Origin of the sequence: Bacillus sp. FSL K6-2841 (assembly GCF_037976435.1) — a bacterium.
In the GTDB taxonomy this organism is placed as follows: domain Bacteria; phylum Bacillota; class Bacilli; order Bacillales; family Bacillaceae; genus Bacillus; species Bacillus pumilus.
On record NZ_CP150266.1, the window covers coordinates 759,724 to 786,649 of the forward strand.

Genomic DNA, 26,926 nt, shown 5'->3' on the forward strand with positions numbered 1-26,926 from the left:
ATCGCAGGAGGCAGTCATATTCTCTTATTCTAAGTCTGAATCGTAGGCTTTTTGCGTGAGCTGGCTGACAACCTCTTTTAACCCATTTGGTTTATGGAATTCAACAGGTGTGCTTCCTTTTTCAAAGACGATTTGGTCTGCTTCAACGAGCACGACATATCGATTGTTGACCTTTGCAATATGGATCGAGTGGCCAAAGTCGGCTAAAAGTCCTTTGATTTCTGTTTCACCTAGACGCATTTTCATTGTGATGTCAGGGGTTTGTTCCACAATGTGAGAAGCTGCTAGTGTGACCTGTTCTGTATCGAGTGTTTCTCTAATTTCTCGCTTTTCACTCGCTTCCCATATTTCAAGATCCTCTTCGAACTGCTTTAATTCTTCACTTTCATCCTGTAATGTTTCAAATACTTGTTCCTGCACCATGTTCATGACCTGGGATTTCATGATTTCAGGCATAGATTCTCCGTATTCGACGAATTTCAGAAAGTCCTCAAAATAACGAGCGTGTGAGGATTGGTGAATTTTCACTTCAGCTTCCTCTGTCATGCCCTCTTCTGGCATAAACGGGTATTGAATCGATTTCATATTTTTTGTCGTAATCGCCATTTCTACTTTTTTGATCAAGGTAGATGTATCAGCGATAGAAGCGACTTTCTGTTCAAAATCGCATTTCATAATAAAGACAAAGGAGTCATCGAAGTACTTTTTAGGAACGGCAGACGCAACTAAAAAAACGCCGCCTCTGACAGCACTTGTATCTAAATACGTGCGAACAAACTGTTCACTGCATTCATTAAATACTTCTTTTGTATCGGCAAATCTCGTCTGATGAAATAAATTGTAGTTTGGATTTGAATCTAGTTCATGACCAGGTTCGACAATGAATCGGCCAATTTTGGTTGGTACTTGTTCAGATTTAGGGTGTCTGTCCACTTTTCGTTTGACGATTTTTTTTAGCTCACCATCTAAAAAGTCCTTCAGCTCACTTTGTTCAAATTCCTCTTGATCTAATGTTTGATAATGCTTAAACCGTTTATTTGCTTGTTCATCTTTGCCTTCGATTTCTACGACAAAGAATGATAGAAAACGTATCGTAAAATCCATTGATTGGTCACCACTTTTTCTTCTTCGGATATGTTGAGTATAGAAAAAGGAGTGAAAATCGTCAACGAATGGAGAAATATCGTGTCATTATTTCCCGAGAAATGTTTAGTGAAAAACACTTGATAATAATTATCATTCTTGATAGAATGATAAAAGAAAAGAAGGAACCTGCCAGTTCCTTCATCTCAGAAAAACTACTTATTTTGTTTCAAATGTTTCGCAATCAGTTTCAGCATTGCGAGTCACATCAGTCATTGTGTTTTTACCAATTTTAATGGTAGAAGCCGTACAGCTGTTATCAGCCCAAAAACGGCAAGAGTTCACTTCACAAAGTACGTTTTGTGCCATGGGAATTCACCTCCGTGATTCATATTGAGAATGAAGCAAGCTGCCACTTGAATTCATTTCATCTAGTAGTCTCTTAATTAAAAGAGGCTGTTTGTGCTGTTGATGCACATGTTTATCATACCATCTACCCTGATAATATACAATTTAAACTTTGAAAGAGCGAGAATACAAATCTCGCTCTTTTTTATTTGTAAAAATAGTTAAATGCTAGGTGGCACCCTCTCTCATTTTGACATATGAATAGAGTAGATTCAAAACCTGATGTCGGACAAAGTATGAGGGTACATGTACTGATTTTCCGCATAAAGATAAGGTTTTCAATCAAAAATTTTCATAGAGAGATGAGGGGAGAAGATGAAAGCAGTCATTCTCTGCGGAGGAAAGGGAACGAGAATGAGTGAGGTCACACAAGCGCTTCCTAAACCACTTGCTATGATCGGAGATCGGCCTATTCTATGGCATATTATGAAAATCTATCAGTATTACGGAGTAGATGAGTTTATCTTATTGCTTGGATATAAAGGAGAGAAGATCAAAGAGTATTTCCTGAACTACGACTGGCGGCATCACAGCATGAAGCTGGATATGGCGACAGGGGACATGAAGCTCTTAGGAAAGTCAGAGAACTGGAAAATCACCTTTTTAGATACGGGTGAGAATACGATGACAGGCGGACGGTTAAAGCAGGCACAGGACTACATTGGGGATGAGACATTCATGATGACGTATGGTGATGGACTTGCCAATATCAATATGTTTCATCTGCTGAAGCGTCATCAGGAGCTTGGGGCAGCTGCGACTGTCACAGGAATTGAAAAGAAGTCACAGTATGGGACGTTGAAGGTATATAACGGGATGGCACAATCCTTCTCTGAGAAGACAGACAGTATCGGGATGATCAATGGAGGATTTTTTGTGTTGTCTCCAAAGGTATTTGACTATTTGACTGACGATGACCAATGTGTGTTTGAAGCGGAGCCTCTTCAAAATTTGGCGAATGATGGAGAGCTTGCGGTTTATGAGCATCACGGATTTTGGACAGCGATCGATACGTACAAGAACCTGAAGGAAATCAATGGCATGTGGACAAATGGAAAACAACCATGGAAGGTTTGGTGACGGCATGAGCGGTTTTTGGAATGGGAAAAATGTATTTGTGACTGGATGTACAGGACTATTGGGAAGCTATCTCGTCAAGGAATTGATTGATCAAGGGGCAAACGTAACTGGACTTGTGCGTGATCAGGTGCCAAGGTCGAATTTATATCAAGGCAGTCAATTTGAAAAGATGAATGTGGTGCAAGGTGCACTAGAGGATATGCAAACGATTGAACGTGCGTTAGGAGAATATGAAATTGATACTGTCTTCCATTTGGCGGCGCAGGCCATTGTTGGGGTTGCAAATAGACACCCTGTTTCTACATTTGAAGCGAATATTTTAGGGACATGGAATGTGCTGGAGGCTTGCAGAAGACAGCCGCTGATCAAACGAGTCATCGTGGCATCAAGTGATAAAGCATACGGCGATCAGGAGCAGCTTCCATACGATGAAGACATGCCGCTAAATGGGAAACATCCGTACGACGTATCAAAGAGCTGTGCAGATTTAATTTCTCACACGTATTACAACACATATGGTCTTCCAGTTTGTATTACACGCTGCGGCAATTTATACGGAGGCGGGGATTTAAATTTCAACAGAATCATTCCGCAAACCATCCAGCTTGTGCTGGAAGGAGAAGCGCCTGAAATTAGAAGTGATGGGACTTTTATTCGTGATTATTTCTACATTGAAGATGCGGTTAAAGCTTATTTGCTGCTAGCTGAGAAGATGGAGGAAAAAGGGCTCGCCGGAGAAGCATTTAACTTTAGTAATGAAATTCAGCTGACGGTGCTTGAGCTCGTGGATAAGATTTTAAAGGCAATGGGCAGTGAACTGAAGCCTCGTATTTTAAACCAAGGAACGCATGAGATTAAGCATCAATATTTGTCGGCAGAAAAGGCGAGAAAGCTGCTTGATTGGAAGCCTGACTACTCCATTGATGAAGGGTTAGAGAAGACGATTGAATGGTACCGCGAATTCTTTCAAAAATAGAGGTGTAAGTAGATGAACAGCATATATTGTACGGTTCTATCAAGTGGAAGACTTTATCAAGCCGTTGCGTTTTTCTTATCATTGAAGCAAGTAGAAGATGATGCTGTCATCAAGACGTTATGTATGGATGATGCTGCATTTGATCTGCTTCAACAAATGAATTTTCCTCATGTCGATCTCGTTCATGTACGGGAGCTCGAAACCCCGGAGCTGCTGGAGAAAAAAGAGGAACGGGATGCCTCTGAATATTGCTGGACGTTAAAGCCGATGTGGATTGAGTGGTTATTTGAACAGGAGCAGGCAGAGGGCGTAACCTATCTTGATGCGGATTTGTTCTTTTATGAGAGCCCGCAAGTGATTTTTCAACATCAGCCGGAAGCCTCTGTTTTACTTTCGAGAGGGGATATTGTAATTCCGAGCTTCGATCCTGAGGAAGTGAAGATGCTTCAGAAGCTTTTAGGCCGCTATAACTCAGGCTTCCTGCATTTTAAAGGAGATGAAGCTGGCCGGAAATGCCTTAGTTGGTGGAAGGAAGAATGCTTGAAGGAATGCAAAAATGCGCCCGGCGAAGGAAAGTTTGGCGATCAAGGATATCTCGATCATATGCCGAAGCTGTTTGAAAAAGTGGAAGATATTCAAACAAAAGGCGTGAATATTGGTCATTGGAACTATGGGCAGCATTCTTATCGGGAAGAAAATGGACGGATTTTGCTGGATGATGGGCATCCGCTCATTTGCTATCATTTCAGCGGCTTTCGCATCGTGAGCAAGGATGAGATGCAGCAAATCCATGAGAAGGGAAGAGATGATCTGCCGTTTTTCCAAGAAGCCTATCGAAACGTGCTGCGCCATGTGATTGAATCTGTTGAGCAGATCGATCCGCTGTTTAACGGCTATGCCAAATTGGAGGAGGATGGCGCATGAATGAAAAGCCAAAGGTAAGCGTCATTATTCCGAGCTATAACGCTAAGGAGCGTTTAGAAGGAAGTCTTTTTTCCTTAACGCTTCAGGATACGGATATTCCGTTTGAGGTCATTGTCGCCGATAATGGGTCAACGGACGGCACGATGGAAATGCTGGAGAACATTGAGGTGAATTTCCCATTTAAAAAAGTACGTATTCCTGTGAATCAAGGGATTGCCAAGGGTCGCAATCATGCCATTCGCGAGGCGGAGGGAGACCTGCTGATATTCCATGACAGCGATATGCTGGCAGAGCCGCAATTTATTCAAAAGCATGCGGAGGCACATGCTGATCAAGAGGACCTTGTCATTTGTGGTGTATGCTGGAAGCGGATTTATCGTTATTTTTACGAAGCATTTGATAAGGATCATATCAAGCGATTGAAAAAACAAGGCTTGTATGAGCGGAAAATGAAAGATAAAACGCCTCTTTTATCCATGCAAGAAGTGGAGAATGGTGCATTTCTAGAGAAAAGCTTTGATTTGCAGTCTGAGTTTATTGATATTCTCAAAGACATTTTGCGCACGTACAATTATGATTTAGGCTCTTATGAGCTGCCGTGGCGATTTTTTATTACGAATAACTCCTCTGTCAAACGCAAGCATGTCATCGCGCTCGGGATGTTTGATGAACATATCGTTCGGTACGGGTTCGAAGATTATGATTTAGGCATTCGTCTGCATCAGCTTGGTCTCTCCTTTGAATTGCGAGAGGATATCATGAGCGTGCATCAGGAACATCCAAGTAATTTAACTTCATTTGATGACATCAAATATAACATTTTGTATATGTGCGAGAAGTACAACAATATTGATGCCATTGATGTCCATCTGGCTTTCTCTGGTCCGTTTTCACACACCGTCACAAATGACATTGTAAAAGAGGTTCGGCAGCTGCGTGAAAATCCAGTATTCGATGGTCTGCTCTCTTATTTTTTAGAGCTGCTTCATTTGATCACAGAGCGGAATGTGGGCGTCAAACGCGATAATAAAGATCAGCTAACCGCTAGACATGTCCCTTTGAAAAAGCTGTCAGAGGCAGCGCAGCTTGCACGGCACGAATATGGCTGCACAGTGCTTGTAGAAGCCATTCAAGGGCTGACGAAAGAGCTATTACGCGTTGATTTGTTTCAAGTGGATGTGTTGTAGATGGCGTCTTATCATTTTACAACCATTGTGTCGAATACCCATGTTTTTAAGCTTTTGGCGCTCATTCATTCGCTTGAACAAACCGCTCATTCATTCAAGCTGTCGGTTTTATGTGCAGACCCTTTGGCTTACAAGGTGTTAAGTGAATTTCCTCATCCGCACGTTCAATATGAACAACTTGAAGATATTGAAGATGCCAAGCTGCGAAAGGCAAAGGGTGATCGGACGTTCCATGAGTATTGCTGGACGTTAAAGCCAGCTTTTCTGCTCAAAATCTTTGAATCCTCAGAAGCAGATTATCTCGCCCATTTGGATACGGATTTGTATTTTTATCATGATCCAGAGGCGATTTTTGCTGAGAATCCCCTTGCTCATTTATTTTTGACGGATCATATGAATTCTGAGCGGTTCTATCACTTTTATGAGTTGTCCGGCCGCTTTAATACTGGATTTGTCGGCTGCCGCAACACAGACGTTGCCAAACAGGCGATCACACAATGGAAGGAAAACTGTCTTGCACACTGTACAGTCGAAATGGATACAAAAAATAAGACGTATGGAGATCAGCGGTATGTTGAAAGATGGATCGATGATTTTGAAGGGGTCCATGTCGTGACCTCAAAAGGAGCCAATGCCGCGATTTGGAATATTGAAAACTACAAGCTTTCCGTTGTAAAAGGGGATATGTATCTCGACGAATGTCCACTCTTGTTCTATCATTTTTCTGCCTTTACGATCATTGATGAGAATACCTTTAATCTGAATTGGTATTACTATATGACAGAACAAAATTTAGTGGATCATCTCTATATTCCGTATGCTGATTTAATTCATCAAAAAATTAAACAGGTGCAAAAGGTCTTTCCAGAATTTCAGCAAGGGTTTATTGCAAAGAAGCACGTTCCTGATACGCATTTTTATGAGATATGAAAAAACCGCTCAATCACTGAGCGGTTTTTTCCTTTTTATGATTCATTCCATTTGGAGATGGTTTGATCACTAGGTAGTAAGAAGGCCAGGATGCCTAATATCGGTAAAAAAGCGACTCCGATCATGGTAGGTGTTAAACCGAAGGCATCAATGAATGAGCCTAGAGCGACCGATCCGATTGCACCCATACCAAACGCAAGCCCAACCGTTAAACCAGACATTGTGCCAATTTTCCCGGGAAATAGTTCTTGAGCATAAACGACTGTGACAGAGAAGCTTGATGTCAGAATAACCCCAATTAATCCAAGTAAAACATAAGCAAAAACAGGTCCGGCAAATGGCAGCAGCAAGGCAAGTGGAAAGGATGCCAATAAGGAAATTAAAATCACGGTTTTCTTGCCGAAGCGGTCTGCAAGCGGCCCGCCTAAAAATGTCCCAATTGCACCTAGAATGAGAAATAAGAAAATATAAGTCTGTGATTCTTTAATCGTCAATCCATATTGTTCAATCGCATAAAACGCATAGAAATTCGATATCGCATTTCCATACCAAGAGCGGGCAAAGATGAGAAAGACGATAATGCCAAGTGCTGTGAGTGCTGATTTGCGGTGAATATCGGATCTTGCAGCTTTTGCTGGAGCTTTTTTCGCTTGAGCTCGAATGGTTTGAAGTCTTCCTGCGTACCATCTTGAAATATAAAGAAGGAAACCGACAGCCATCATTCCAACAATCGTAAACCAAGCCACGCCTGGCTGACCGAGAGGGACGAGCATTAATGCAGCGATCAGCGGAGCAAAGGCTTGACCTGTATTTCCGCCTACTTGATAGATGGACTGTGCAAGTCCTCGTCTTGGACCAGCTGCCATGTTGGCAACACGAGAGCCCTCTGGATGGAAAATAGCAGAGCCGAGTCCGATAAAGACAACGCAAAGTAATATGGTGGCAAAGGAAGGCGCAAATGCAAGCCCGAATATACCGACAGCACTAGTAAATAAAGCAATCGGGAGTGCATAAGGCATCGGCCTTTTATCTGTGTACCACCCAATAGCGGGCTGCATCACAGAGGAGACCATATTTAATGTAAAGGCAATCAGCCCTAATTGTGTAAAGGTCAGCCCCATTGAGCGTTCTAAAATAGGGAACATCGCAGGAATAACGGCTTGCAAAGTGTCATTGAGCATATGACAAATGCCAATAATCAATAAAATGGGATAAACCGTTGATCCAGTGACAGAATGTTGAGGTTTATCCTTTGTACGTGCAGCAATAGCCAATGAGACTTCCTCCTTTCATTCAACTGTTTTCAATTTTGCATTCTTCTCATTTTATTCATAAGGTGAACTATAAAACAATAGCAAATTGTCATGATTTAGAAAAAAGAGACACAAGTGCTTGTGTCTCTAAACGGTTACTTATAAAAAGATGCGATGACAGGCTTCATTTTTTGAATGACGAGTCCACTACCGCCGCGGTTTTTTACATCTTCAATCATACCGACGAGGACGTAATCTTCTTTTTTAGGATTAAATGCAAGTAAAAATCCATTTTCAGAACCGTCTGTTGCTCCTTGCTTGCTCTTCAGTTCTGCCGTTCCTGTTTTAGCGGCGATATCAGCTCCTTCAATTTGTAAGGAGTGAGCTGTACCGTTTGGACTCGTCACGACCTGAGTGAGCGCGTCTTTCACTGTATTTGCCGAGTCTTCTTTGATGATTTGTTTTGATGATGCTGTTTTCTCATCTTGAACGACTCGAGGATAGACAAGCTTGCCTCCAGTTGCAAATGGAGAATAGGCATGTACTTGTTCAATCGGTGACATGAGTAATTCGCCTTGACCGTATGCTGAGTCAGCAAGTAAGATGTCCGATTGAATGCCGTCGTTCGATACTTGTGCTGGTTTCATTGTAAATGGCATATGCAAATCTTCGCCAAATCCAAATGTCTTCACTTTTTTCTCATAGGTATCTTTGCCAATTTCCAGTGCTTCTTGTCCGAAGTAAATATTATCTGAGTACACGAGGGCATCAACCATATTTACGTTTTCTTTATCGTGAACCCGTGTAATTCGATAATTGCCCCAAGATTGATCCTTTTGCCATTTCAGTCCATGGATGGTGCGTACTTTATTAGGCTTTGTGACACCTGTTTCCAGCCCAATGGCTGCTGTAATGGTTTTGAATGTAGACCCTGGTGCATACCGGCTCGCATACCGGGCTTGGAATGGGAGATCTGGGTTTTCACTGTATGCCTGATATTGCTTAGGTGTGATCCCGTTTGTCATGAGATTGACATCATAGGAAGGAGAGCTGACAAGCGCTAATAGATCCCCTGATGATGGATTCATGATGGTAACGGCCCCTTTTTCACCTTTCATCTGTTTATAGGCTTTTTTCTGTAAAGAGGCATCAATGGTCAGCTTCACTGTTTTTCCATCTTGTCGATCTGACTTTTGCAATGTTTCTTCAATGCCTGTTTCATCATGGACGATCAAAATGCTTCCGCCATCTTGTCCGCGTAAATTTTTGTCAAATGCGAATTCAAGGCCGGTTTTGCCGATGATTTGATCTGCTTTTAATGCCGGATTTCTTTTGATATCATCTGCATTTGCTTTCCCGACATAGCCGGTGAGATGGGCGGCGGCTTCGTTATAAGGATAGTAACGCATTTCCTTTGATTGATAGGTGACGCCTTTTATATCCTTTGGAATCGGCTTCTGTTCTAACATTGATTTGAGCGGGACAAACGTGTCGTCTGTGACCCATGCTTGTTTTAGCTGATTGTCGATTAGTTCTTCATCTATATCAAATGCCTTGCTGATTTTTTTGATATTGCGTTCTTTTTCTTCCCCTGTGCCAAGCTTTCCTGGGATGATGCCAAGTGCGCTTCCACCAGTTGTTTCTGCTAGGGTACGTCCTTTTCGGTCGACGATATTTCCGCGGACAGCAGGGTCTGATTTGACTTTGATGGTATCTCCCTTCTCCATTTGCGGGAAGATGAGATTTGGTTTCCAGTCGACTTTCCATTTGTCATCTTCTTCTGAGAGAACGCCCTTGTAAGAAAGCTTGTGCAGCTTGCCAAATGACGTTTTCATTGTTACATCATAGGAAAATTGATACCCATTTCCTTTGTCCTGTTTTTCGACGTTAAGCTTTGATATGTTCAGATCATGAGCACCAATTCCGTTGAAGATATTGTCGTATTTTTCGGCTAGTTGTTTTTTTGAAAAGTGATTGGCTTCCAAAGACGCACTTGTCACCTCATCAGCCAGCTTTGTAAAGTCTTTCTTCTCCAATTGTTTTGTAAAGGATTGAGCCGCTTTTAAAGCCTCTTTTTCTTTTGAGAAAAGAGAATCTTTTAAGAAAAAGAAAGCAGCAGCAACTACGATGATACTAAGAATGGGAATGATGACTTTTTTCTGTTTCCAAATTGATTTTCGTTGATCTGTATACAATGAAAACACCTCAATTTTTGATTAGATCTTCTATATTTTACAGTGATTGCACATGATTTGTATAGTTTATCCTATGAAAATAGACCAAGGCACGATGTCAAGGTTTTGGGAAAGGGATGAAAATGATAGCTTGTTTCTATGAAAGATATCTTCATTTTTTCTTATGATTTAAAGGATTTCTTAAGAGATCATCGAATGTGGAAAATAGAAAAATATACAAGCGCTTTCAATAGGGGGGAATTGTTATCGTTTATAAAAAGGTGAATGTGATTGGACTTGTTCTTGGACCGGCACTCTTCTTGCTCATTCTTTTTCTCATACCTGAAAATGAATTGACCTATGCTGCGAGGGTAGTCTTGGGCATTACCGCTTGGACGGCTACATGGTGGGTGACAGAAGCACTGCCCATCCCTGCAACATCTTTATTGCCCATCATCTTACTGCCGACACTTGGCGGGCTTTCGATGGAACAAACATCAAGAGCTTATGGAGATCCGATCGTTTTTATGTACATGGGAGGATTTATGATCGCAATTGCCATTGAAAAATGGAATCTGCATAGAAGAATGGCCTTACACATTTTAAGGGTGATTGGCACACGAAGTGACCGCATTGTATTAGGAGTCATGATCGCGACTGCTTTTTTATCTATGTGGATTTCAAATGCAGCGACAGCCCTGATGATGCTCCCGGTGGCACTGGCTGTGATTAAAGAGGTCAAGGCTAATGATATCTTAGCTGGTCCATCTCTTGAGCGATTCAGTAAAAGCATTTTATTGTCGGTTGCGTATTCAGCGTCAATTGGTGGTCTGGCAACACTTGTCGGATCTGTGCCAAATGCTGTGTTTGCTGCGATGTCAAAAAAGCTATTAGATCGGGAAATTATGTTTTTTGAATGGTTTTTGTTTGGCTTTCCTGTTGCGATGATTCTGCTCATTCTCTTATTTCTGTATTTGACCAAGGTACAGTTCAAGGTAGAGCACACAGGTGAAATGAGTGTAACGTTCATACGAGAGGGATTAGAGAATTTAGGGAAAATGAAACAAGAGGAGAAATGGGTGTTTGCTGTTTTTCTCATGACGGCGTTTTTGTGGATTTTTAAACTCTTTTTGTTTGGAGGAGCCGCCGTATCCGATACATCCATCGCCATTTTTGGTGCCATGCTATTATTTCTCATTCCAGCAACAAACGGTGAGAGAATATTAGAATGGCAGGATATGAAACAGCTGCCGTGGGGGCTGTTGCTTTTGTTTGGAGGTGGGCTTTCGCTCGCTACGGGCTTTGCAGAAACCAATTTAACAGGGTGGATCGGGGAAAATCTACAGCATTTAAATGGTCTTTCTTATCTCATGCTATTGATCATTTTAACGGGAGCAATTTTGTTTATGACGGAGATTATGTCAAATACAGCTGTTGCCAATATGATCATTCCGATTACAGTAGGGCTTGGGCTTGCGATTGGTATCGAGCCCTATGGGTTAATGGCTGCGGCTGCTTTGGCTTCTTCTTGTGCGTTTATGCTGCCGATTTCCACACCGCCAAATGCCGCTGTTTTTAGTGCAGACGTGCTGAAAATATCAGATATGGTCAAGGCGGGCTTTTGGTTAAATATCATGAGTATTGTGGTGATTGTCCTTGCGGTGTATTTCTGGCTCCCGGCTGTGCTTAAAAGCTGAGCGGGTTACGAAGGTGGCTTTGATCGAATCGAGACCGTCGGTGTTTTTGTTTCTTTTGGCTTTGGTTGTGGTGTTGATTTTTTGATGTGAGTGTCCTTTGGCGTGTAATAGGTTGCCCCAATATTGAGTCTGCCTTGAAGCTGGTCAATGGAAAGCTCACCAAACTCCAAATGGTAATCAATTTTGTCCACATGCAGGGATTCAATATGAATGTGTGTATCCTCTGAGACAGGGGAAGCTGGTGCAGACATTTTTTGCTCAAGAGCGGTGAGCCTTTTTTCCAGCTCACTGACAGAGGGGGATGGACTGGATTCAGTTTTTTTAAAGAGTGATAGAATGAAATGTTTCAAGTAGACCACAACCTTTTCTTCTGCCTTGATCTAGTCTATGGAAAAGCTGTGAGATATATACTTATAGAGATGACAAGAAAGGGGAGAAGCACATGCTGCCTACTCATATACACATTGCCCATATGAAAACGAACTCGATGGGCACAGGATCGTCCATGACGTTTGGTTCGACGTTTGTTTGTAATCATTGCAGTACGATTAAAAGAAACAATGGTTTTGGGGAACAGAATGCTGATGGCGTGATCACGATCCTGCCGATTGAATCGATTGATGATCGTGATCAAATTGACGCCGTGAGTATCAATATTCGTCATCTATGATAATAGCAGTCGCTTTTCCTTCATCTTTTTGCAGCCTGATATAAAGCACACCGTCTTTAAAGGCTGCATTCATTTGGCCAAGAATCATATCTGGGAGCCGAATTTTCTTTTCAAACGGACCATACTTCCCCTGCTTTTGGCGAAAATCCTGCTCATTAAAAAAGGAAAAACGCTGTCCTTTCACAACCAAATATTCGCCATATGATAACACTTGTACATCTTCCTTTCGGTAGCCAGGCAAATAAATTAAGTACTGAATTTCTGTCGCGGTTTCCACCATGTCGATTGGTGGGAACGACGCATCTGGGCCGCGCTGATCCTGCTGCGTGAACGTAAATGGAGATGGACCATTTGCCATAAAAGGAGATCTTTGCTCATCATCGAAGATCATTTTCCAAAAATCGTCCCCATGCATTTGCTGGGCAATATCCATCCACTGCTTCATTTTTTCGAAGTCCATGTGAAGACCTCCTGTTAACATACTTGATGGGTGCTTGCATATACCTATAAAAAGGAGGTTTATCTGTGGTTCAACCAACTCCGTATATCAATATTAATATTTTCATGTTAAAAATTAATTCCTTTGAAAATGCGTCGGCGGTGAATGTCGGACAAAATTTGTTAGCAGAGTGGCAAAACTCAGATAAAAAAAATCAGGGGTACGGACAAAATTTTGGAGATGCCAGCGGTTTTGTCGGGACAAAAAGCCATGTAGATGATCGAGATCAAGTGGACTCACCTGCCTCTTTTTCACCAACAGCTAAACCCATTCAAAGGAAGTGACGTGTGATGTTATTCTCACCCTCAGTCGTCAATGTCGGTGCTTTTAAAATCAATGCAATGGATCGGGGTGCATCACTGACGCTAGGTCCTTATCAGCAGATCGATTATTTTCTCTCGATGAAAATGAACCAAGGATTTGGAGAGGACAATGGAGATTGTTCACCGCTTGTCATTCCGATTTCAAGCGTGTTAGATCCAGATATGGTGGACTCAAATTCAGCCAAAAACAGCGTGATTTAAGCAAAAAAAAAGAGACCGGGAAACCCCGTGTCTCTTTTCTAATGTGTTTCATTTAGATGACTTTTTCGTCTTGCATAGGTGAAATAAACAACGACACCAATGGCCACCCAGATCAGGAAGGCTCTCCATGTCTCCCATTTCAGTGTAGCAGCCAATATCATACAAATGACCGCACTAATAATGGGAAGGTAAGGTACAAAGGGTACTTTAAAAGCTGTGTTCATATTCGGATGTTTTTTCCGTAGGACGATCACAGCGATAGAGATCACTGTAAAGGCTGCAAGTGTACCTATGCTGACTAAATTCGCTAGCGTAGATAAGTTGACGAATCCAACGATACATGCCGCAACAGCACCTGTGAGCCAAGTGTTAGCAACCGGTGTTTTCGATTTTGGATGAACGTTTGAAAAGATTTTCGGCATGAGTCCATCTCGGCTCATGGCAAAGGTTAAACGAACTTGAGCATAAACAAGTGCAATTAACACTGTCGTAATCCCAATAATAGCACCTGCGGATATAATGCCCGCCACACTATTCAGGCCAACAACTTGAAGAGCAAATGCGACAGGGTCACTGACATTCAGCTTCGTATAGTGAACCATGCCTGTTAAGACGAATGAAACACCGATGTATAAAATCGTACAAACACCGAGCGCACCGATGATTCCGATTGGCATCGCCTTTTGAGGATTTTTGACTTCTTCAGACGCATTAGCGATTGCATCAAATCCAAGGTAAGCAAAAAAGACAGTCGCCGCTCCAGCAATCACGCCGTGGAAGCCCATCGGCATAAAAGGTGTCCAGTTTTCAGGTTTGACGTAAGCAAAGCCTGAAATGATAAAGAGAAGGACAATGGCAATTTTAATCAGCACAATGATGTTATTCAGCTTCGTGCTTTCTTTGACGCCTCTTGAGACGATAAAGGTGATAAGCAAAATAATGAGTGCGCCTGGAAGGTTAAAGACGGCCCCATCAGCGGCTCCAGGTGCAGCTGATAAAGCCTTCGGTATGTGCAGACCGAATCCACTGAGCAGTGATTGGAAATAGGACGACCATCCGCTTGCTACAGCAGAGAGTGCAATGACATATTCAAGCATAAGATCCCAGCCCATTAAGAAGGCGAGAAATTCCCCAAGTGTAGCATAGGAATACGTATAGACGCTTCCTGATACAGGAATGGATGAGGAGAATTCAGCGTAGCAAAAAGCAGCAAGGGCGCATGCGATCGCAGCTAAAATAAAAGATATAATAATCGCGGGTCCCGCATCCTTTGCCGCAGCAACCCCCGTAATCACAAAGATACCAGTCCCGACCACGCAGCCAATGCCAAGCAAGATTAAATCAAACGTATTTAACGATCGGCTGAGCCGCTTCGTTTGACTTTCAAGCATGAGCTGGTCGAGAGACTTTTTTCGAAATAAAGAACTCATGTTGACCTCCTAATGGATAAATCTTTTCGTAAGACGAGTGTTAGTATATGCTGAAATGACAATTTAGTCAATTGGTTGAAGAACGCTTTAAACCACTAAAGTGTTAAACGCCACAATCGAATTTTTGCTAAAAAAGAGACATCCGCCAAGAGATGGAAGGCGGATGTGGTGATAGATAGTTTAGTTTATGTCTGTTCAGCAAATATTTTTTCATTATACAGCACACTTGGATGAGTTGGGTGATGGGCGGCGGAGGCAAGATGATGTGTTTTGGCTTTCTCCAAATCGCCGAGCTGATAATAACAATAGCAAAGCTGAAGGTGAGGATACCACGTTTTATAATGTGTGAGTGTGAAGGCTGCTTCGTTTTCAGGAGCCTTCAGCGCCTGCTCATACCAAAAGATTGCTGCCTGATGTTTATTTTGAATTTTTAGATGATCCCCGATTCGGCAGCAAAATTCTGGCCGAGGCTGATCATATAAGAAAGAACGTAATAATGAGGATAAAGCCGCTTCCTCGAAACCTACCGCATAATAGCAGTCGGCTAAATATTGGCATGTGCGAATTTCATCCTCAATCCAGCACTGTTTTGTCGCTAAAAACTCATGATAAAAACGAATTGCTCTGACATGCTGCCTGTTATCTCTTAATTCATTGGCAAAATAAAAGAGATCACGGGGCGTCATGTCCTCTCCCCTTGCCAGCATGTCTTCATAAATTCGCAGGTTGCGCCCTGGTTCACCAGCGGTTGTTTTCTTACGCTTTTGATGTGTGACGGCTATATCGGCTGGTAAGATGTTTCCATACACCTGAAGAAACTCATGAACGGCCCCGTACCACTGAAAGTTCAAGGCACGCTTCACAAGGCGATTTCTTCTATATTTAAAATTCACCTGACCGTCTTCATCGAATCCTACATGATAAAACATCGAGACAGCATCCACAGAAGGATCAAGTGTCTCTTTGAGCTGAAGAAATTTTTGACGGTCTTCTTCAAGCAGAACATCATCTGCATCAAGCCATAAAATATACTCTTTCGTTGCACGTGAGAAAGCGAAATTGCGGGCTTTGGCAAAATGCTGAACCCATTCAAAATCAAGTACCTTGGCTGAAAAAGAGTGAGCAATCTCTTTCGTACGATCTGTTGAGCCTGTATCAACGATGATCATCTCATCGACAATGTCTTGGACAGAGGAAAGGCAGTCCGCTAACACCTCCTCTTCATTTTTCACGATCATACATAAGCTAATGGTTACCATCTTTAGATCACCTCTTCATAGTGTATCGAGCAGCAAAAGGAAACATTCTTTTCAGCTGCGGGTTTTTTAAAACTAGTTTTCTGCAACTGGCTGATTTAAAATAAAGGAAGAATCTATGTAAGGGCTGATAAAAATGAGTTTATTGAATGTTGAAGGATTATATAAAACCTATGGCGAGAAAACGCTGTTTGATCATATTTCTTTTCATATAGAACCAAAGGAACGCATCGGATTGATTGGACCAAACGGAACAGGAAAGTCAACGCTCCTAAAGGTCATTGCAGGACTTGAATCGTTTGAGGAAGGTGACATCACGAAGGCAGGGACACTTGATATCGAATTTCTTGAGCAGGACCCCGAAATGGACGGGGATGAAACGATTCTCGATTACATTTTTTCTGGAACAGCACCCATAATTCAAACGATGAAGGCATATGAACAGGCACTCGCCGATTTAGAGCATGATCCGCAAAATGAGGCAAAACAAGAGGCGCTCATGCGCATGCAAAATCGAATGGATCAGGAAGACGCATGGGATGCGAACCTATCAGCAAAAACGATTTTGACAAAGCTTGGCGTCAAAGATGTGAGCCGCTTTGTTCATGCTTTATCAGGCGGACAGAAAAAGCGTGTCGCGATTGCTAAAAATTTAATTCAGCCCGCAGGATTGCTGATTTTAGATGAGCCAACCAACCACCTCGATAATGCAACGATTGAATGGCTCGAAGGATATTTGAGTCAATACAGCGGTGCTGTCATTCTGGTGACGCATGATCGTTATTTCCTCAACCGGGTGGCCAATCGGATTTACGAATTGAATCAAGGACAGCTTTATACGTATAAAGGAAATTATGAAGTCTTTTTAGAAAAAAGAGCGGAACGAGAAGCAGAAGCTCAGGTAAAAGAAACGAAGCGTCAAAACTTACTCAGACGCGAGCTTGCATGGCTGAGAAGAGGGGCAAAAGCAAGAACGACGAAGCAGAAAGCACGCATCGGCAGAGCCGAAGAGCTGATGGATCAAAAAGGGCCTGATGCGAAGGGAGAGCTGGATTTCGCCATCGGTTCCCATCGCCTAGGAAAACAAGTCATAGAGGCAGAAGACTTGTCGATTTCATTTGCTGGCCAGAACCTTGTGGAGCGGTTTACAGACTTAGTCGTGCCGGGCGACCGGATTGGATTTATCGGACCGAATGGAGTCGGAAAAACGACGCTTCTCAACTGTCTTGCGGGTAAAATTGAACCGACTTCAGGACAATTGACAATTGGACAAACCGTTCGTATTGGCTATTACACGCAGGATCACAAGGAAATGGATGAAGAGCTGACGATCATTGAATACATCAAGGAAACAGCTGAGATCGTTAAGACATCTGATGGCGCCATAGTGACAGCAGAGCAAATGCTGGAACGGTTCCTATTCCCAAGATCCATGCAGCGGACGTTTATTCGCAAACTATCAGGGGGAGAACGCCGCAGACTGTATTTACTGAAAGTCTTAATGGAAGAACCGAATGTTCTCTTTCTAGATGAGCCGACGAACGATCTTGATACGGAGACACTTAGCATTTTAGAGGATTATTTAGAACAGTTTCCTGGCGTTGTCATGACCGTATCGCATGATCGTTATTTTTTAGACCGAGTGGTTCACCGTCTGCTTGTCTTTGAAGGAAATGGCCGCGTTTCACACTACCAAGGTGCTTACAGCGATTACATGGAGCAAGAAAAAGAAGCGAAGCGCACAGAGACAAAGCCTGCTGAGAAACAAGTAGAAGCGGCGCCTAAAAAGAGAAAAAAACTTTCTTACAAAGACCAGCTTGAATGGGATGGAATTGAAGACCGGATTCAGGCATTAGAGGAAAAACATCAGCAGCTTGAAGCAAGCATTGCAGAAGCAGGCAGTGATTTTGGGAAAATTCAAGAACTGATGGACGAACAAAAAGCCGTTGCTGAAGAACTAGAACAAGCAATGGACCGCTGGACAGAACTGTCGATCATGATTGAGGAATTAGAGGGTTAATCCTAATAAAATGATTGAAATAAAAAAACCTGCAGAACATTTTGCAGGTTTTTTTTATTTTCATCAAGACACGAGAGAATCAAGAACCTAAAAATTTACGTTTACGTTAAGGTTATAAAGGTGTATAATAAATCATGAATTGATGAGCAGGAGGCACTGGCAATGGAATGGATGAAAATTGATCAAGTGGCGAAAAGAAGCGGACTGACCAAACGGACGATTCGTTTCTATGAAGAAATTGGTTTATTATCAGCACCAAAGCGGACAGAGGGCGGTGTCAGGCTGTACTCAGAGGACGACATGGAAGAACTAGAAAAAGTAATGCAGGCAAAAGAGGTACTCGGCTTTTCTTTACAAGAGCTTCAATCGTTTATGGAAATAGGGAAGCAGTTAGAGCTGAATAAAGAAGGCTACTTGTTGTCGCTTGATCCGAAGGAACGATTAGAAAAACTGTTAGATATTGAGGCGCAGCTGACTGTGCAGCATCAATTGATTACAAAAAAGCTTGAAACGATTCAATCCTTTAAAAAGGATCTTGAAACGATGAAAGATAGAGCGGCTCATGCGATTGAGCAATTACAAAAATAAACACCTCAGTGTGTTTATTTTATTTTGTGAACATATGAAGGAAAGGTTCTGATGGAATGAAGGAAGAAGAAGTGTTAAAACAGCGTACAAGTCTGCTTAGGCAGCCGAAGGCCGTCTGGGCTGTTGCCTTTGCATGTGTGATTTCATTTATGGGGATAGGACTTGTGGACCCGATTTTGCCTGCCATTGCATCACAATTAGATGCATCTCCAAGTCAGGTCTCTCTTTTGTTTACGAGCTACTTACTTGTGACTGGCTTTGTGATGTTTTTTACCGGCTTTATCTCTAGTCGGATTGGTGCGAAATGGACGTTATTAATCGGACTTATTTTTATTATTGTCTTTTCTGCTTTAGGGGGTACCTCTTCAACGATTAATGAATTAATCGGCTTTAGAGGGGGATGGGGCATTGGGAATGCCTTATTCATTTCAACGGCTCTCTCTGTCATTGTCGGTGTGTCTGTTGGAGGAAGTGCGAAGGCCATTATTTTATACGAGGCTGCACTAGGTCTTGGGATTTCGGTTGGACCGCTGCTTGGCGGAGAGCTTGGGACGATCTCTTGGCGCGGTCCATTCTTTGGCGTTGCGGTGTTAATGCTTGTTGCTCTTTTAGCCATTACGTTTATGCTTCCACCGATGCAAAAGCCTCAGAAAAAGGTGAAATTATTCGAGGCTGTCGGGGCGTTAAAATATAAAGGACTTTTAACGATGGCTTCTGCCGCTTTCTTATACAATTTCGGTTTCTTTGTGCTTTTAGCGTATTCGCCATTTGTGCTTCATCTGGATGAGCATGGTCTTGGTTATGTCTTTTTTGGATGGGGACTATTTTTAGCTGTGACTTCCGTCTTCTCAGCGCCGGTCATTCATCGCAAGCTTGGAACATTGACTTCTCTTGTGGTTCTGTTTGCTTCGTTTGCTGTGATTTTATTCGGTATTGGAATCTGGACTTCACATGTTGTAGTCGTCATCTGCGGAATTGTCATTGCTGGGGGTATTCTTGGTATGATCAATACTGTGCTCACGACCGCAGTGATGGGATCAGCACCGGTTGAGCGTTCCATTGCTTCATCCTCTTACAGTGCCGTGCGGTTTATTGGGGGCGCGATTGCTCCTTGGATTGCCGGCGTACTTGCTGAATCTTTTACTGCAAGCACCCCTTACTATGTTGGGGCGGCTGTCGTTCTGTTAGGCATGATCATCCTGTTAATTGGCCGGAAACATCTCATCAATATTCAAGCAGGTCATTAAATAGAAGAAGCCTTATATCTGCATGAGATATAAGGCTCAGCGTGTAGACAAACCCTCGCATTCTTTGTCAGGACTGCGCTCCGGTGCTCACGAATGTTCAATTCGCTCCACTCCGGTACTCGTCCTTCCTAGACTTCAAAGGTTTTCTATCACGCTGAAAAGAAGACAAAGGGCTAAAATAAAGATCATTTTAGCCCTTTGTCAACAATCTGAAGCCTATAATACTTTGGTCGTCCAAGATTCGCAATTCCAAGTTTCAGTGGCTACATCTTGATAAAATTCAGGTTCGTGAGAGATCAATAAGACACTCCCTTTGTATTCTTTTAATGCACGTTTTAGTTCTTCTTTCGCATCGACATCCAAGTGATTGGTCGGCTCATCGAGAACAAGGAGGTTGGTTTCTTCATTGATCAGCTTACAAAGACGGACCTTTGCTTTTTCTCCACCGCTTAAAACAGACACGCGGCTTTCAATATGTTTTGTCGTTAATCCGCATTTAGCAAGAGCAGCTCTCACTTCATATTGCGTGTAAGAAGGGAAGGTGCCCCATACTTCTTCAATACAGGTGTTGCTGTTTTGCTCTTTTACTTCTTGCTCAAAGTAGCCAATATGAAGGAATTCTCCGCGTTCCACCTCACCAGAAATTGGTGAGATTTCTCCAAGGAGACTTCGCAGCAATGTCGTTTTTCCGATGCCGTTAGCGCCGTATAACGCAATTTTTTGCCCGCGTTCCATTTTCAGATTCAAAGGACGAGAGAGCGGTTCATCATAACCAATGACCAAATCTTTTGTTTCAAAAATCAATTTCCCAGAAGTCCGTGCCGCCTTAAAATTGAATTCAGGCTTTGGCTTTTCTGCTGCGAGTTCAATCATATCCATCTTATCCAGTTTCTTTTGACGGGACATCGCCATATTTCTTGTGCTGACACGCGCTTTGTTTCTTGCCACAAAATCCTTTAATTCAGCCACTTCCTGCTGCTGCCTTTTATAAGCTGCTTCAAGCTGCTGCTTTTTGACTTCGTACACTTGTTTAAATTGATCATAATCACCAACATAGCGTGTGAGCTCTTGATTTTCAACATGATAAATCAAGTTAATGACGCTGTTTAAAAACGGAATATCATGTGAAATGAGGATAAACGCATTTTCATATTCCTGTAAATAGCGCTTCAGCCACTCAATATGCTGTTCATCTAAATAGTTGGTCGGCTCATCGAGAAGGAGAATTTCTGGCTTCTCTAACAGCAATTTCGCAAGCAATACTTTTGTACGCTGTCCGCCGCTCAGCTCCGTCACATCACGGTCCAGCCCAAGATCTGTTAACCCAAGACCTCTCGCAATTTCTTCGACCTTGGAATCAATGATATAGAAATCATTGTTTGTGAGCGCATCTTGAATAACGCCCACTTCCTCTAACAGCTTTTCCAGCTCATCAGGATCAGCTTCACCCATTTTGCCGTAAATGTCATTCATCGCTGCTTCCATTGAAAATAAATAGTGGAAAGCATCCTGAAGCACTTCGCGGATCGTTCTGCCCTTTTCTAGCACAGTGTGCTGGTCCAGGTAGCCGACACGGACATTTTTTGCCCATTCAACTTTTCCTGCATCTGGCTCCAGCTTGCCAGTAATAATATTCATAAACGTTGACTTTCCTTCACCGTTGGCGCCAATTAAGCCGACATGCTCGCCTTTTAATAAACGGAAGGAAACTTCGTGGAAAATGGCTCTGTCGCCAAAGCCATGGCTTAAATCTTTAACAGATAATATCATTTTTTACACCTCAAATAGATTCAAAACGGCTAGTGCCTCTCATGATTATATCGAACTGTCCGGCTTGATAAAAGCATCAAAAGAAAAATTGCGTTTCAAAGCTGATTTTGAGATACTAAAGGATAGATTGAATGAGGATAAAGGAGATCGACATGATAGAAAATTGGGCATTTTTGAAAGAAGCAAAGCCATTTATTCAAGAGAACTTCCAAGCGGCTGGCTTCGAAAAACCAACAGCTATACAAGAAAAAACAGCAGAATGGATTACGGAGAAGCGTGATGTGATCGCAGAATCGCCTACGGGAACGGGGAAGACACTGGCGTATGTGTTGCCGCTTTTAAATAAAATTGATGTGAATATCAAGCACCCGCAAGTCTTAATCTTGGCACCATCAAGAGAGCTTGTGATGCAAATTTTTGATGTTGTGCAAGAGTTTAAACAAGGATCAGACATCAAAGCGGTCTCCTTGATTGGTGGAGCGAACATTAAAAAGCAGCAGGAAAAACTAAAAAAACACCCGAATATCGTCGTAGCGACACCAGGCCGCGTCCAAGAATTAATCAAAATCAAGAAACTGAAAATGCATGAAGTCAAAACAATCGTGCTAGATGAAGCAGATCAGCTTCTTGTGCCAGAGCATATGAAAACGATCCAAGCGATCATTAAATCCACACTAAAAGAAAGACAAATCCTTTGTTTCTCTGCGACCTTAAAAGACGAAACGGTTCAACTGATTAAAGAAATGACGTCTGAACCAGAAGTATTGAAAATTGCTAGAAGTGAGGAAGAAGCGCAGAAAGTAGGACACTATTATCTATTATGTGACCAGCGTGACAAAGTAAAACTTCTGCAAAAGCTATCACGGCTTGAGGACATGCATGCGCTCGTTTTTGTGCGTGATATTACGAATCTAAGCATTTATGCAGAGAAATTAGCGTATCACCATGTCGACCTCGGTGTTCTTCATAGTGAAGCGAAAAAAGCAGAGCGAGCTATCATCTTAAAGGAATTTGAACAACGTGAATTCCCGCTTCTTCTTGCAACAGATATCGCAGCAAGAGGGATCGATATTGACGATCTGCCTTACGTGATCCATGCCGACCTGCCAAACGAAGAAGGCTATATCCACCGTTCAGGCAGAACCGGCCGCGCAGGAAAAGAAGGAGCTGTTATCAGCCTAGTCACACCTCAAGAGCATTCAATGCTTAAAAAAATGGCGAAAAAGCTAAATCTTTCGCTTCAGGAAATTGTTTATAAGCAAGGTCAGCTGCACCTTGCGCCCAAGCAAGCATAAAAAAAGGACCCTCCCACATGGAGGGTCCTTTCTTTTTATGAAATTTTGACAAGCTGTTTTCCGACATTTTCCCCTTTGAATAGTCCGAGGAATGCATCAGGAATGTTGTCAAAGCCTTCAATGATTGTTTCTTTATAAGTCAGTTTATCTTCTTTTACCCATTGTGCGAGATCTCTTGCTGCTTCTTCAAAACGATCTGAATAGTTGGCAACAATGAAGCCTTGCATCAATGCGCTTGTTTTAATGAGTTTTGTTTGAACACGCGGTCCAATGTCCTCGCTTGCGCTAATGTTATAAGACGAAATCGCGCCGCACACTGGAATACGTGCGAAGCGGTTCAAATGATTCATCACGGCATCAGATATTTCGCCGCCTACATTGTCAAAATACACATCGACGCCGTTAGGGCACGCCTTTGCAATAGCATCATCTAAGTCTTTTGTTGTTTTATAATTAATTGTTTCATCAAAGCCCAGCTCTTTTAAATAAGCCAGCTTATCATCAGATCCAGCAATCCCAACGACGTGAGCGCCTTTGATCTTAGCAATTTGTCCCACGACGGAACCAACAGCACCTGCGGCCCCAGAAATGACAACGGTCTCGCCTTCTTTTGGCTGGCCAATTGCAAGAAGACCGAAATAAGCGGTTTGCCCTGGCATGCCTAAAATGCCTAAATAATAGGACAATGGCGCGATAGATGGATCAATTTTAGTGAGAGATTCAGCTTTGGCTGTGGAATATTCTTGCCAGCCAAGGAATCCGAGAACAAAATCACCTTTTTCAAATTGAGGCGATTTAGACTCGACAACTTCTCCGACAACACCGCCCTGAATCACTTCATTTAGCTTGAATGGAGGTGTATAGGATTTTGTATCCTGCATTCGTCCTCTCATATAAGGATCTACAGAAACATATTTCGTTTGAATCAAAACTTCACCATCTTGCGGCACAGGTATATCGACTGTTTCAAAATGAAAAACATCTTTTGTAGGTAATCCTTGTGGACGTTTAGCTAATTGAATTTGCTTTTGCTGACTCATGTCAAATCCTCCCTTTCACTTGCAGCCTAGATTTACATTAACATGATGCTTCTTTTCATTCAAAACATACGGTCTATTTCAAACACATACAAAAAAGCAGCCGCCATCTCATAGATGAGGACTACTTTTTTGAAAGTCAACAGAGAGGAGCGGCGGCAGACAGCCAAACAGCTGATACACGTCCGCATCACGTTCTTTTAACAAATATTCGTTCGCATTTTGCATGGAGGCTTTCATCATATCGCGCGTCACAAAAGGAAAAAGGATATTCAAGTATGAGGACAACAGGTCTTGTGGATCTTGTTCAATCGACTCGATATCTCCAATGTTAATAATGATGGAAAAGAGATAATCAATGGAGATGCGAAAGTGCTGTTCAGCAAACAATGTAAGCGGCTCTGCTTTTGCTTCTTCAGGATTCCACTTTTGAAAAAGCTGTTTCACCAAATCACTGACAACCCAAGCATTAAACTGCTGCTCCGCTGAAAAGTAATACATCAGCTCTACCTCATTTCTAGCCTCCAGTACAAGAATTGTACAACAAAACAGCAGGGATGAACACAATATTTCAGAAAATTTAGTCATTTTTACAGGGTTTTTGTCAAAAATAAGTCAATAGGCATGGTTAGTACTCAATGTAAAATGGATGTGCTCAAGGAAGGTTTAATGATAAAAGTGACGGGTAAAAGATTCGTAAGACGCTAAAGGAGGAATAAAAAATGAAACCTGTTGTAAGAGAGTATTCAAATGATGAAACACTTCAAAGAGATGTAGAGCAATTAAAATCACTCGGTGTTGCAAGAGAGGACATTTATGTTCTGTCCCATGACGATGATCGTACAGAGCGTATTGCTGGGAATGCAGATGCCAATACGATAGGTCCAAGAGAAGTTGGACTGAAACATGCTGTTGGGAACATCTTTAGTAAAAAGGGTGATGAGCTCCGAAATAAAATCCATGAAATTGGTTTCTCTAAAGAAGAAGCTGAGAAATTTGAAGAACATTTAGATGAAGGAAAAGTCCTTCTGTTTGTGACAGACCATGAAAAAGTGAAAACTTGGGCATAAACGCCAACTGAGAAAAAGCCTCTTACTTTTGTAAGGGGCTTTTTTTCATGCCATCATCTTTGAAGGAGAGGTTGCATCTTTTTTACTATATTTAGAAAAAATAGCAGATTGGAATAAACAGTAAAACATCTAATTGAAAATGCAGATATACCAAAGAAAAAGATAGGAAATAAGAAAAGAATAGTAAAAATTTCACAAAAAACCATTCGGGAAATAATCATTGTATCTTTCGGTTTTGTTTCAAAATGTAATAAAAATCTTGTGTAATTTAGTAGATAAATTTCTTAGTTCTATTGGTTTATGTTGTATTTTTGTGTAGAAATAAGTGTTTTGAGGTCAAAAAACCACGAAAAATACCTGTATTTTCAATTAGAAAATTCATTTTAATGTTTAGGAAATAATTTGTTGACAAAATAATCTAAAAACAATATATTTGGCTTATTCCAGTCATTATGGAAGTAGTTGTTAAAATTCTGAAGGGTTTATTCAAGGCTTATTCTAGTGAAAGGTGGTGTCATAAAACCAAGGTATAAGTGCTTTTAAGAGAAAAAGCTTACTCGGAATATGTCTACTAACACATAAGAAAACGGTCTTTTACTTGAAGAAAATATGGCAGCCGATCTAAACAGTAGATTGACCTTTCTACTATGATCACTTTGCAAGAGATATAGAAAAGACGTCATGTTTTTGTACAGAGGAGAAAGCGGTTTCAAAAAAGGTTGTGAGTTGATCGAACGGTGAAGGAGGTGAACTCATATGAAAAAAAGAGAAAACAAGCTGATGCGCTTCAGCTTTCAAATGGCTGCATATGAGGATGCACGCTGAAAAAGAAGAGTGAACATGTGGGATGCTTCTCTTCTTTTTCAGAAAACAGATTTCCTAAAAAATCCATCTTTTATTTTAACATAAGGTTTTTGGCTTGGAAATGACCTTTGCCCGAAAAGTCGATTTTAAATAGAAGGAGGTCCTGTGATGAAAAAGGCTTTATACCATGAAGACAGTGGGTTGTATCTAGAAAAAATGCGTATGGCATTTCAAGAACATTATGAGAAAAGAACAGATATGTGGTCTACTGATCCATCCTTAACAGATGCAGCCGTGATGTCATTAAAAGCTTGGCGTTCAAGGGAAAAAAATGCACTTGCTTCTGTGCTCGATATCGGATGCGGGAACGGCCGGGCACTTGAACATTTAAGCGGACTTTCCGAATATGTCGGCATCGACCTGTATGAGCATGAGGAGTGGGGAGGGTTACAGAAAAGAGAAACGGTCCCTGTCTATTTTTTTCATCAAGATTTTATGTCCTGGTCGATGGATCAGGGACGGGAAAAGCAGTTTGATTTAATTTTAGATCATGGCTGCTTTCATCACCAGCACCCTGATGATCATGAGCGTTATTTAAAACAGGTGTCCTCTTTGCTTCAAGAAGGCGGAGTCTTCTCACTTGTTGTATGGGGAGAAGAGTGGAGAACAGGGCTAATCGGAGAAGATGGCCGTTTCCACTTTTCATTTTCAGACTCTCAGCTTGGAGAAAGAATTTGTTCATCAGGTCTGGAGCTTGTATCGATTACACCATTAAAAGCAAAAGCCGGCATAAGCCAGCACCATGTCATTGCCGTCAAAATCTAGTACAAAGGTGAACACTCAGACGTAGCAGAGGTGTTCATTCTAAGAAAGAGCCTGTGCGCATCATGTAAGAGAAAGGCGTGATGAACCCAAAATTCTGCTCCTTTGTACTGGAAAAGACCAAGATTGAACTATCGCTAGAATAGGTGGAATCAAGGTCTGAACGATGAGAGGAAACGCAT

General features: G+C 41.9%; 26 protein-coding genes. 15 read left to right on the forward strand and 11 right to left on the reverse strand.

The genetic code is table 11. The features are described from left to right. Positions 1-24: 24 nt before the first annotated feature. Positions 25-1,104, reverse strand: coding sequence for a DUF3900 domain-containing protein (locus MHH68_RS03620; protein ID WP_012009211.1), 1,080 nt, complete (start codon positions 1,102-1,104; stop codon positions 25-27). Between the two features lie 198 nt (positions 1,105-1,302). Beyond that, positions 1,303-1,452, reverse strand: coding sequence for a DUF1540 domain-containing protein (locus tag MHH68_RS03625; protein WP_003213883.1), 150 nt, complete (start codon positions 1,450-1,452; stop codon positions 1,303-1,305). Positions 1,453-1,806: 354 nt separating this feature from the next. Between MHH68_RS03625 and rfbF the strand changes: the two genes are divergently transcribed. Genes rfbF through MHH68_RS03650 form a run of 5 tightly spaced genes read left to right on the forward strand, consistent with a single transcriptional unit; the run spans position 1,807 to position 6,588 of the window. Further along, positions 1,807-2,571, forward strand: a complete 765-nt coding sequence (rfbF, locus tag MHH68_RS03630; RefSeq protein WP_169057302.1) for a glucose-1-phosphate cytidylyltransferase — start codon at positions 1,807-1,809, stop codon at positions 2,569-2,571. Between the two features lie 4 nt (positions 2,572-2,575). Further along, the gene (locus tag MHH68_RS03635; protein WP_041816148.1) at positions 2,576-3,547 is read left to right on the forward strand and encodes a GDP-mannose 4,6-dehydratase; all 972 of its coding nucleotides are present in this window, start codon (positions 2,576-2,578) and stop codon (positions 3,545-3,547) included. Between the two features lie 12 nt (positions 3,548-3,559). After that, a complete protein-coding gene (locus MHH68_RS03640; protein ID WP_306011825.1) occupies positions 3,560-4,471 on the forward strand; it encodes a putative nucleotide-diphospho-sugar transferase in 912 nt (303 codons plus the stop codon). After that, positions 4,468-5,658 carry a glycosyltransferase family 2 protein gene (locus MHH68_RS03645; RefSeq protein ID WP_058015472.1) on the forward strand — a complete coding sequence of 397 codons (1,191 nt, stop codon included), beginning with the start codon at positions 4,468-4,470 and terminating at the stop codon, positions 5,656-5,658. Before MHH68_RS03640 ends, MHH68_RS03645 begins: the two co-directional genes overlap by 4 nt. Next, positions 5,659-6,588, forward strand: coding sequence for a putative nucleotide-diphospho-sugar transferase (locus tag MHH68_RS03650; RefSeq protein ID WP_061407060.1), 930 nt, complete (start codon positions 5,659-5,661; stop codon positions 6,586-6,588). 35 nt (positions 6,589-6,623) lie between these two features. Here MHH68_RS03650 and MHH68_RS03655 read toward each other — a convergent pair whose 3' ends face one another. Both MHH68_RS03655 and MHH68_RS03660 read right to left on the reverse strand, forming a co-directional pair. Then, a complete protein-coding gene (locus MHH68_RS03655; protein ID WP_268497706.1) occupies positions 6,624-7,862 on the reverse strand; it encodes an MFS transporter in 1,239 nt (412 codons plus the stop codon). 134 nt (positions 7,863-7,996) lie between these two features. Continuing rightward, positions 7,997-10,036, reverse strand: a complete 2,040-nt coding sequence (locus MHH68_RS03660) for a penicillin-binding transpeptidase domain-containing protein (protein ID WP_268497704.1) — start codon at positions 10,034-10,036, stop codon at positions 7,997-7,999. Between the two features lie 260 nt (positions 10,037-10,296). Between MHH68_RS03660 and MHH68_RS03665 the strand changes: the two genes are divergently transcribed. Beyond that, positions 10,297-11,712, forward strand: a complete 1,416-nt coding sequence (locus tag MHH68_RS03665; RefSeq protein WP_058015469.1) for a DASS family sodium-coupled anion symporter — start codon at positions 10,297-10,299, stop codon at positions 11,710-11,712. Between the two features lie 5 nt (positions 11,713-11,717). Here MHH68_RS03665 and MHH68_RS03670 read toward each other — a convergent pair whose 3' ends face one another. Further along, positions 11,718-12,062 carry a hypothetical protein gene (locus tag MHH68_RS03670; RefSeq protein WP_323641413.1) on the reverse strand — a complete coding sequence of 115 codons (345 nt, stop codon included), beginning with the start codon at positions 12,060-12,062 and terminating at the stop codon, positions 11,718-11,720. A gap of 92 nt (positions 12,063-12,154) precedes the next feature. Here MHH68_RS03670 and MHH68_RS03675 point away from each other — a divergent pair, with 92 nt between their 5' ends. Next, a complete protein-coding gene (locus MHH68_RS03675; protein ID WP_058015468.1) occupies positions 12,155-12,382 on the forward strand; it encodes a hypothetical protein in 228 nt (75 codons plus the stop codon). On the opposite strand, the gene MHH68_RS03680 is transcribed toward MHH68_RS03675, so the two are convergent. Continuing rightward, entirely contained in the window at positions 12,363-12,842 is a 480-nt protein-coding gene (locus tag MHH68_RS03680) for an Hsp20/alpha crystallin family protein (RefSeq protein WP_339165189.1), read from the reverse strand. The two genes, MHH68_RS03675 and MHH68_RS03680, sit on opposite strands and share 20 nt — an antisense overlap. 65 nt (positions 12,843-12,907) lie before the next feature. Here MHH68_RS03680 and MHH68_RS03685 point away from each other — a divergent pair, with 65 nt between their 5' ends. Continuing rightward, entirely contained in the window at positions 12,908-13,165 is a 258-nt protein-coding gene (locus tag MHH68_RS03685) for a hypothetical protein (protein WP_012009223.1), read from the forward strand. A gap of 6 nt (positions 13,166-13,171) precedes the next feature. After that, complete coding sequence (locus tag MHH68_RS03690) at positions 13,172-13,405, forward strand: hypothetical protein (RefSeq protein ID WP_058015466.1); 234 nt, start codon at positions 13,172-13,174, stop codon at positions 13,403-13,405. Between the two features lie 38 nt (positions 13,406-13,443). Here MHH68_RS03690 and MHH68_RS03695 read toward each other — a convergent pair whose 3' ends face one another. Beyond that, positions 13,444-14,835: an amino acid permease gene (locus MHH68_RS03695; protein WP_058015465.1), complete on the reverse strand. Its 1,392-nt coding sequence runs from the start codon at positions 14,833-14,835 to the stop codon at positions 13,444-13,446. A 185-nt stretch (positions 14,836-15,020) separates the two neighbouring features. Then, positions 15,021-16,094 (reverse strand): glycosyltransferase family 2 protein, encoded by a 1,074-nt coding sequence (locus MHH68_RS03700; protein WP_058015464.1) that lies wholly within the window; start codon positions 16,092-16,094, stop codon positions 15,021-15,023. A 133-nt stretch (positions 16,095-16,227) separates the two neighbouring features. On the opposite strand from MHH68_RS03700, the gene MHH68_RS03705 reads away from it, so the two are divergent. The 3 genes from MHH68_RS03705 to MHH68_RS03715 all read left to right on the forward strand — a co-directional run bounded on the left by MHH68_RS03705 (position 16,228) and on the right by MHH68_RS03715 (position 19,946). After that, a complete protein-coding gene (locus MHH68_RS03705; RefSeq protein WP_061407066.1) occupies positions 16,228-18,111 on the forward strand; it encodes an ABC-F family ATP-binding cassette domain-containing protein in 1,884 nt (627 codons plus the stop codon). Positions 18,112-18,273: 162 nt separating this feature from the next. Further along, a complete protein-coding gene (locus MHH68_RS03710) occupies positions 18,274-18,699 on the forward strand; it encodes a MerR family transcriptional regulator (RefSeq protein ID WP_061407069.1) in 426 nt (141 codons plus the stop codon). A 56-nt stretch (positions 18,700-18,755) separates the two neighbouring features. Then, the gene (locus MHH68_RS03715; RefSeq protein ID WP_058015461.1) at positions 18,756-19,946 is read left to right on the forward strand and encodes an MFS transporter; all 1,191 of its coding nucleotides are present in this window, start codon (positions 18,756-18,758) and stop codon (positions 19,944-19,946) included. A 216-nt stretch (positions 19,947-20,162) separates the two neighbouring features. On the opposite strand, the gene MHH68_RS03720 is transcribed toward MHH68_RS03715, so the two are convergent. Further along, on the reverse strand, positions 20,163-21,716 hold the full coding sequence (locus tag MHH68_RS03720) for an ABC-F family ATP-binding cassette domain-containing protein (RefSeq protein ID WP_061407071.1): 1,554 nt from the start codon (positions 21,714-21,716) through the stop codon (positions 20,163-20,165). Between the two features lie 152 nt (positions 21,717-21,868). Here MHH68_RS03720 and MHH68_RS03725 point away from each other — a divergent pair, with 152 nt between their 5' ends. Beyond that, complete coding sequence (locus tag MHH68_RS03725; protein WP_061407073.1) at positions 21,869-23,011, forward strand: DEAD/DEAH box helicase; 1,143 nt, start codon at positions 21,869-21,871, stop codon at positions 23,009-23,011. Between the two features lie 35 nt (positions 23,012-23,046). Here MHH68_RS03725 and MHH68_RS03730 read toward each other — a convergent pair whose 3' ends face one another. Next, positions 23,047-24,051 carry an NADP-dependent oxidoreductase gene (locus MHH68_RS03730; RefSeq protein WP_058015459.1) on the reverse strand — a complete coding sequence of 335 codons (1,005 nt, stop codon included), beginning with the start codon at positions 24,049-24,051 and terminating at the stop codon, positions 23,047-23,049. A 108-nt stretch (positions 24,052-24,159) separates the two neighbouring features. Next, positions 24,160-24,549: a YfmB family protein gene (locus MHH68_RS03735; protein ID WP_058015458.1), complete on the reverse strand. Its 390-nt coding sequence runs from the start codon at positions 24,547-24,549 to the stop codon at positions 24,160-24,162. 221 nt (positions 24,550-24,770) lie between these two features. On the opposite strand from MHH68_RS03735, the gene MHH68_RS03740 reads away from it, so the two are divergent. Further along, positions 24,771-25,118: a general stress protein gene (locus MHH68_RS03740; protein WP_058015457.1), complete on the forward strand. Its 348-nt coding sequence runs from the start codon at positions 24,771-24,773 to the stop codon at positions 25,116-25,118. A gap of 972 nt (positions 25,119-26,090) precedes the next feature. Continuing rightward, on the forward strand, positions 26,091-26,747 hold the full coding sequence (locus tag MHH68_RS03745) for a methyltransferase domain-containing protein (protein WP_058015456.1): 657 nt from the start codon (positions 26,091-26,093) through the stop codon (positions 26,745-26,747). Positions 26,748-26,926 lie beyond the last annotated feature (179 nt).

Coding starts and splice junctions, on each gene's coding strand:
- MHH68_RS03625 (WP_003213883.1), bottom strand. CDS start 1,452: ATGGCACAAAACGTACTTTGTGAAGTGAACTCTTGCCGTTTTTGGGCT.
- MHH68_RS03725 (WP_061407073.1), top strand. CDS start 21,869: ATGATAGAAAATTGGGCATTTTTGAAAGAAGCAAAGCCATTTATTCAA.
- MHH68_RS03740 (WP_058015457.1), top strand. CDS start 24,771: ATGAAACCTGTTGTAAGAGAGTATTCAAATGATGAAACACTTCAAAGA.
- MHH68_RS03730 (WP_058015459.1), bottom strand. CDS start 24,051: ATGAGTCAGCAAAAGCAAATTCAATTAGCTAAACGTCCACAAGGATTA.
- MHH68_RS03690 (WP_058015466.1), top strand. CDS start 13,172: ATGTTATTCTCACCCTCAGTCGTCAATGTCGGTGCTTTTAAAATCAAT.
- MHH68_RS03635 (WP_041816148.1), top strand. CDS start 2,576: ATGAGCGGTTTTTGGAATGGGAAAAATGTATTTGTGACTGGATGTACA.
- rfbF (WP_169057302.1), top strand. CDS start 1,807: ATGAAAGCAGTCATTCTCTGCGGAGGAAAGGGAACGAGAATGAGTGAG.
- MHH68_RS03710 (WP_061407069.1), top strand. CDS start 18,274: ATGGAATGGATGAAAATTGATCAAGTGGCGAAAAGAAGCGGACTGACC.
- MHH68_RS03720 (WP_061407071.1), bottom strand. CDS start 21,716: ATGATATTATCTGTTAAAGATTTAAGCCATGGCTTTGGCGACAGAGCC.
- MHH68_RS03700 (WP_058015464.1), bottom strand. CDS start 16,094: ATGGTAACCATTAGCTTATGTATGATCGTGAAAAATGAAGAGGAGGTG.
- MHH68_RS03735 (WP_058015458.1), bottom strand. CDS start 24,549: ATGTATTACTTTTCAGCGGAGCAGCAGTTTAATGCTTGGGTTGTCAGT.
- MHH68_RS03705 (WP_061407066.1), top strand. CDS start 16,228: ATGAGTTTATTGAATGTTGAAGGATTATATAAAACCTATGGCGAGAAA.
- MHH68_RS03640 (WP_306011825.1), top strand. CDS start 3,560: ATGAACAGCATATATTGTACGGTTCTATCAAGTGGAAGACTTTATCAA.
- MHH68_RS03745 (WP_058015456.1), top strand. CDS start 26,091: ATGAAAAAGGCTTTATACCATGAAGACAGTGGGTTGTATCTAGAAAAA.
- MHH68_RS03680 (WP_339165189.1), bottom strand. CDS start 12,842: ATGGACTTCGAAAAAATGAAGCAGTGGATGGATATTGCCCAGCAAATG.
- MHH68_RS03650 (WP_061407060.1), top strand. CDS start 5,659: ATGGCGTCTTATCATTTTACAACCATTGTGTCGAATACCCATGTTTTT.
- MHH68_RS03620 (WP_012009211.1), bottom strand. CDS start 1,104: ATGGATTTTACGATACGTTTTCTATCATTCTTTGTCGTAGAAATCGAA.
- MHH68_RS03645 (WP_058015472.1), top strand. CDS start 4,468: ATGAATGAAAAGCCAAAGGTAAGCGTCATTATTCCGAGCTATAACGCT.
- MHH68_RS03695 (WP_058015465.1), bottom strand. CDS start 14,835: ATGAGTTCTTTATTTCGAAAAAAGTCTCTCGACCAGCTCATGCTTGAA.
- MHH68_RS03675 (WP_058015468.1), top strand. CDS start 12,155: ATGCTGCCTACTCATATACACATTGCCCATATGAAAACGAACTCGATG.
- MHH68_RS03715 (WP_058015461.1), top strand. CDS start 18,756: ATGAAGGAAGAAGAAGTGTTAAAACAGCGTACAAGTCTGCTTAGGCAG.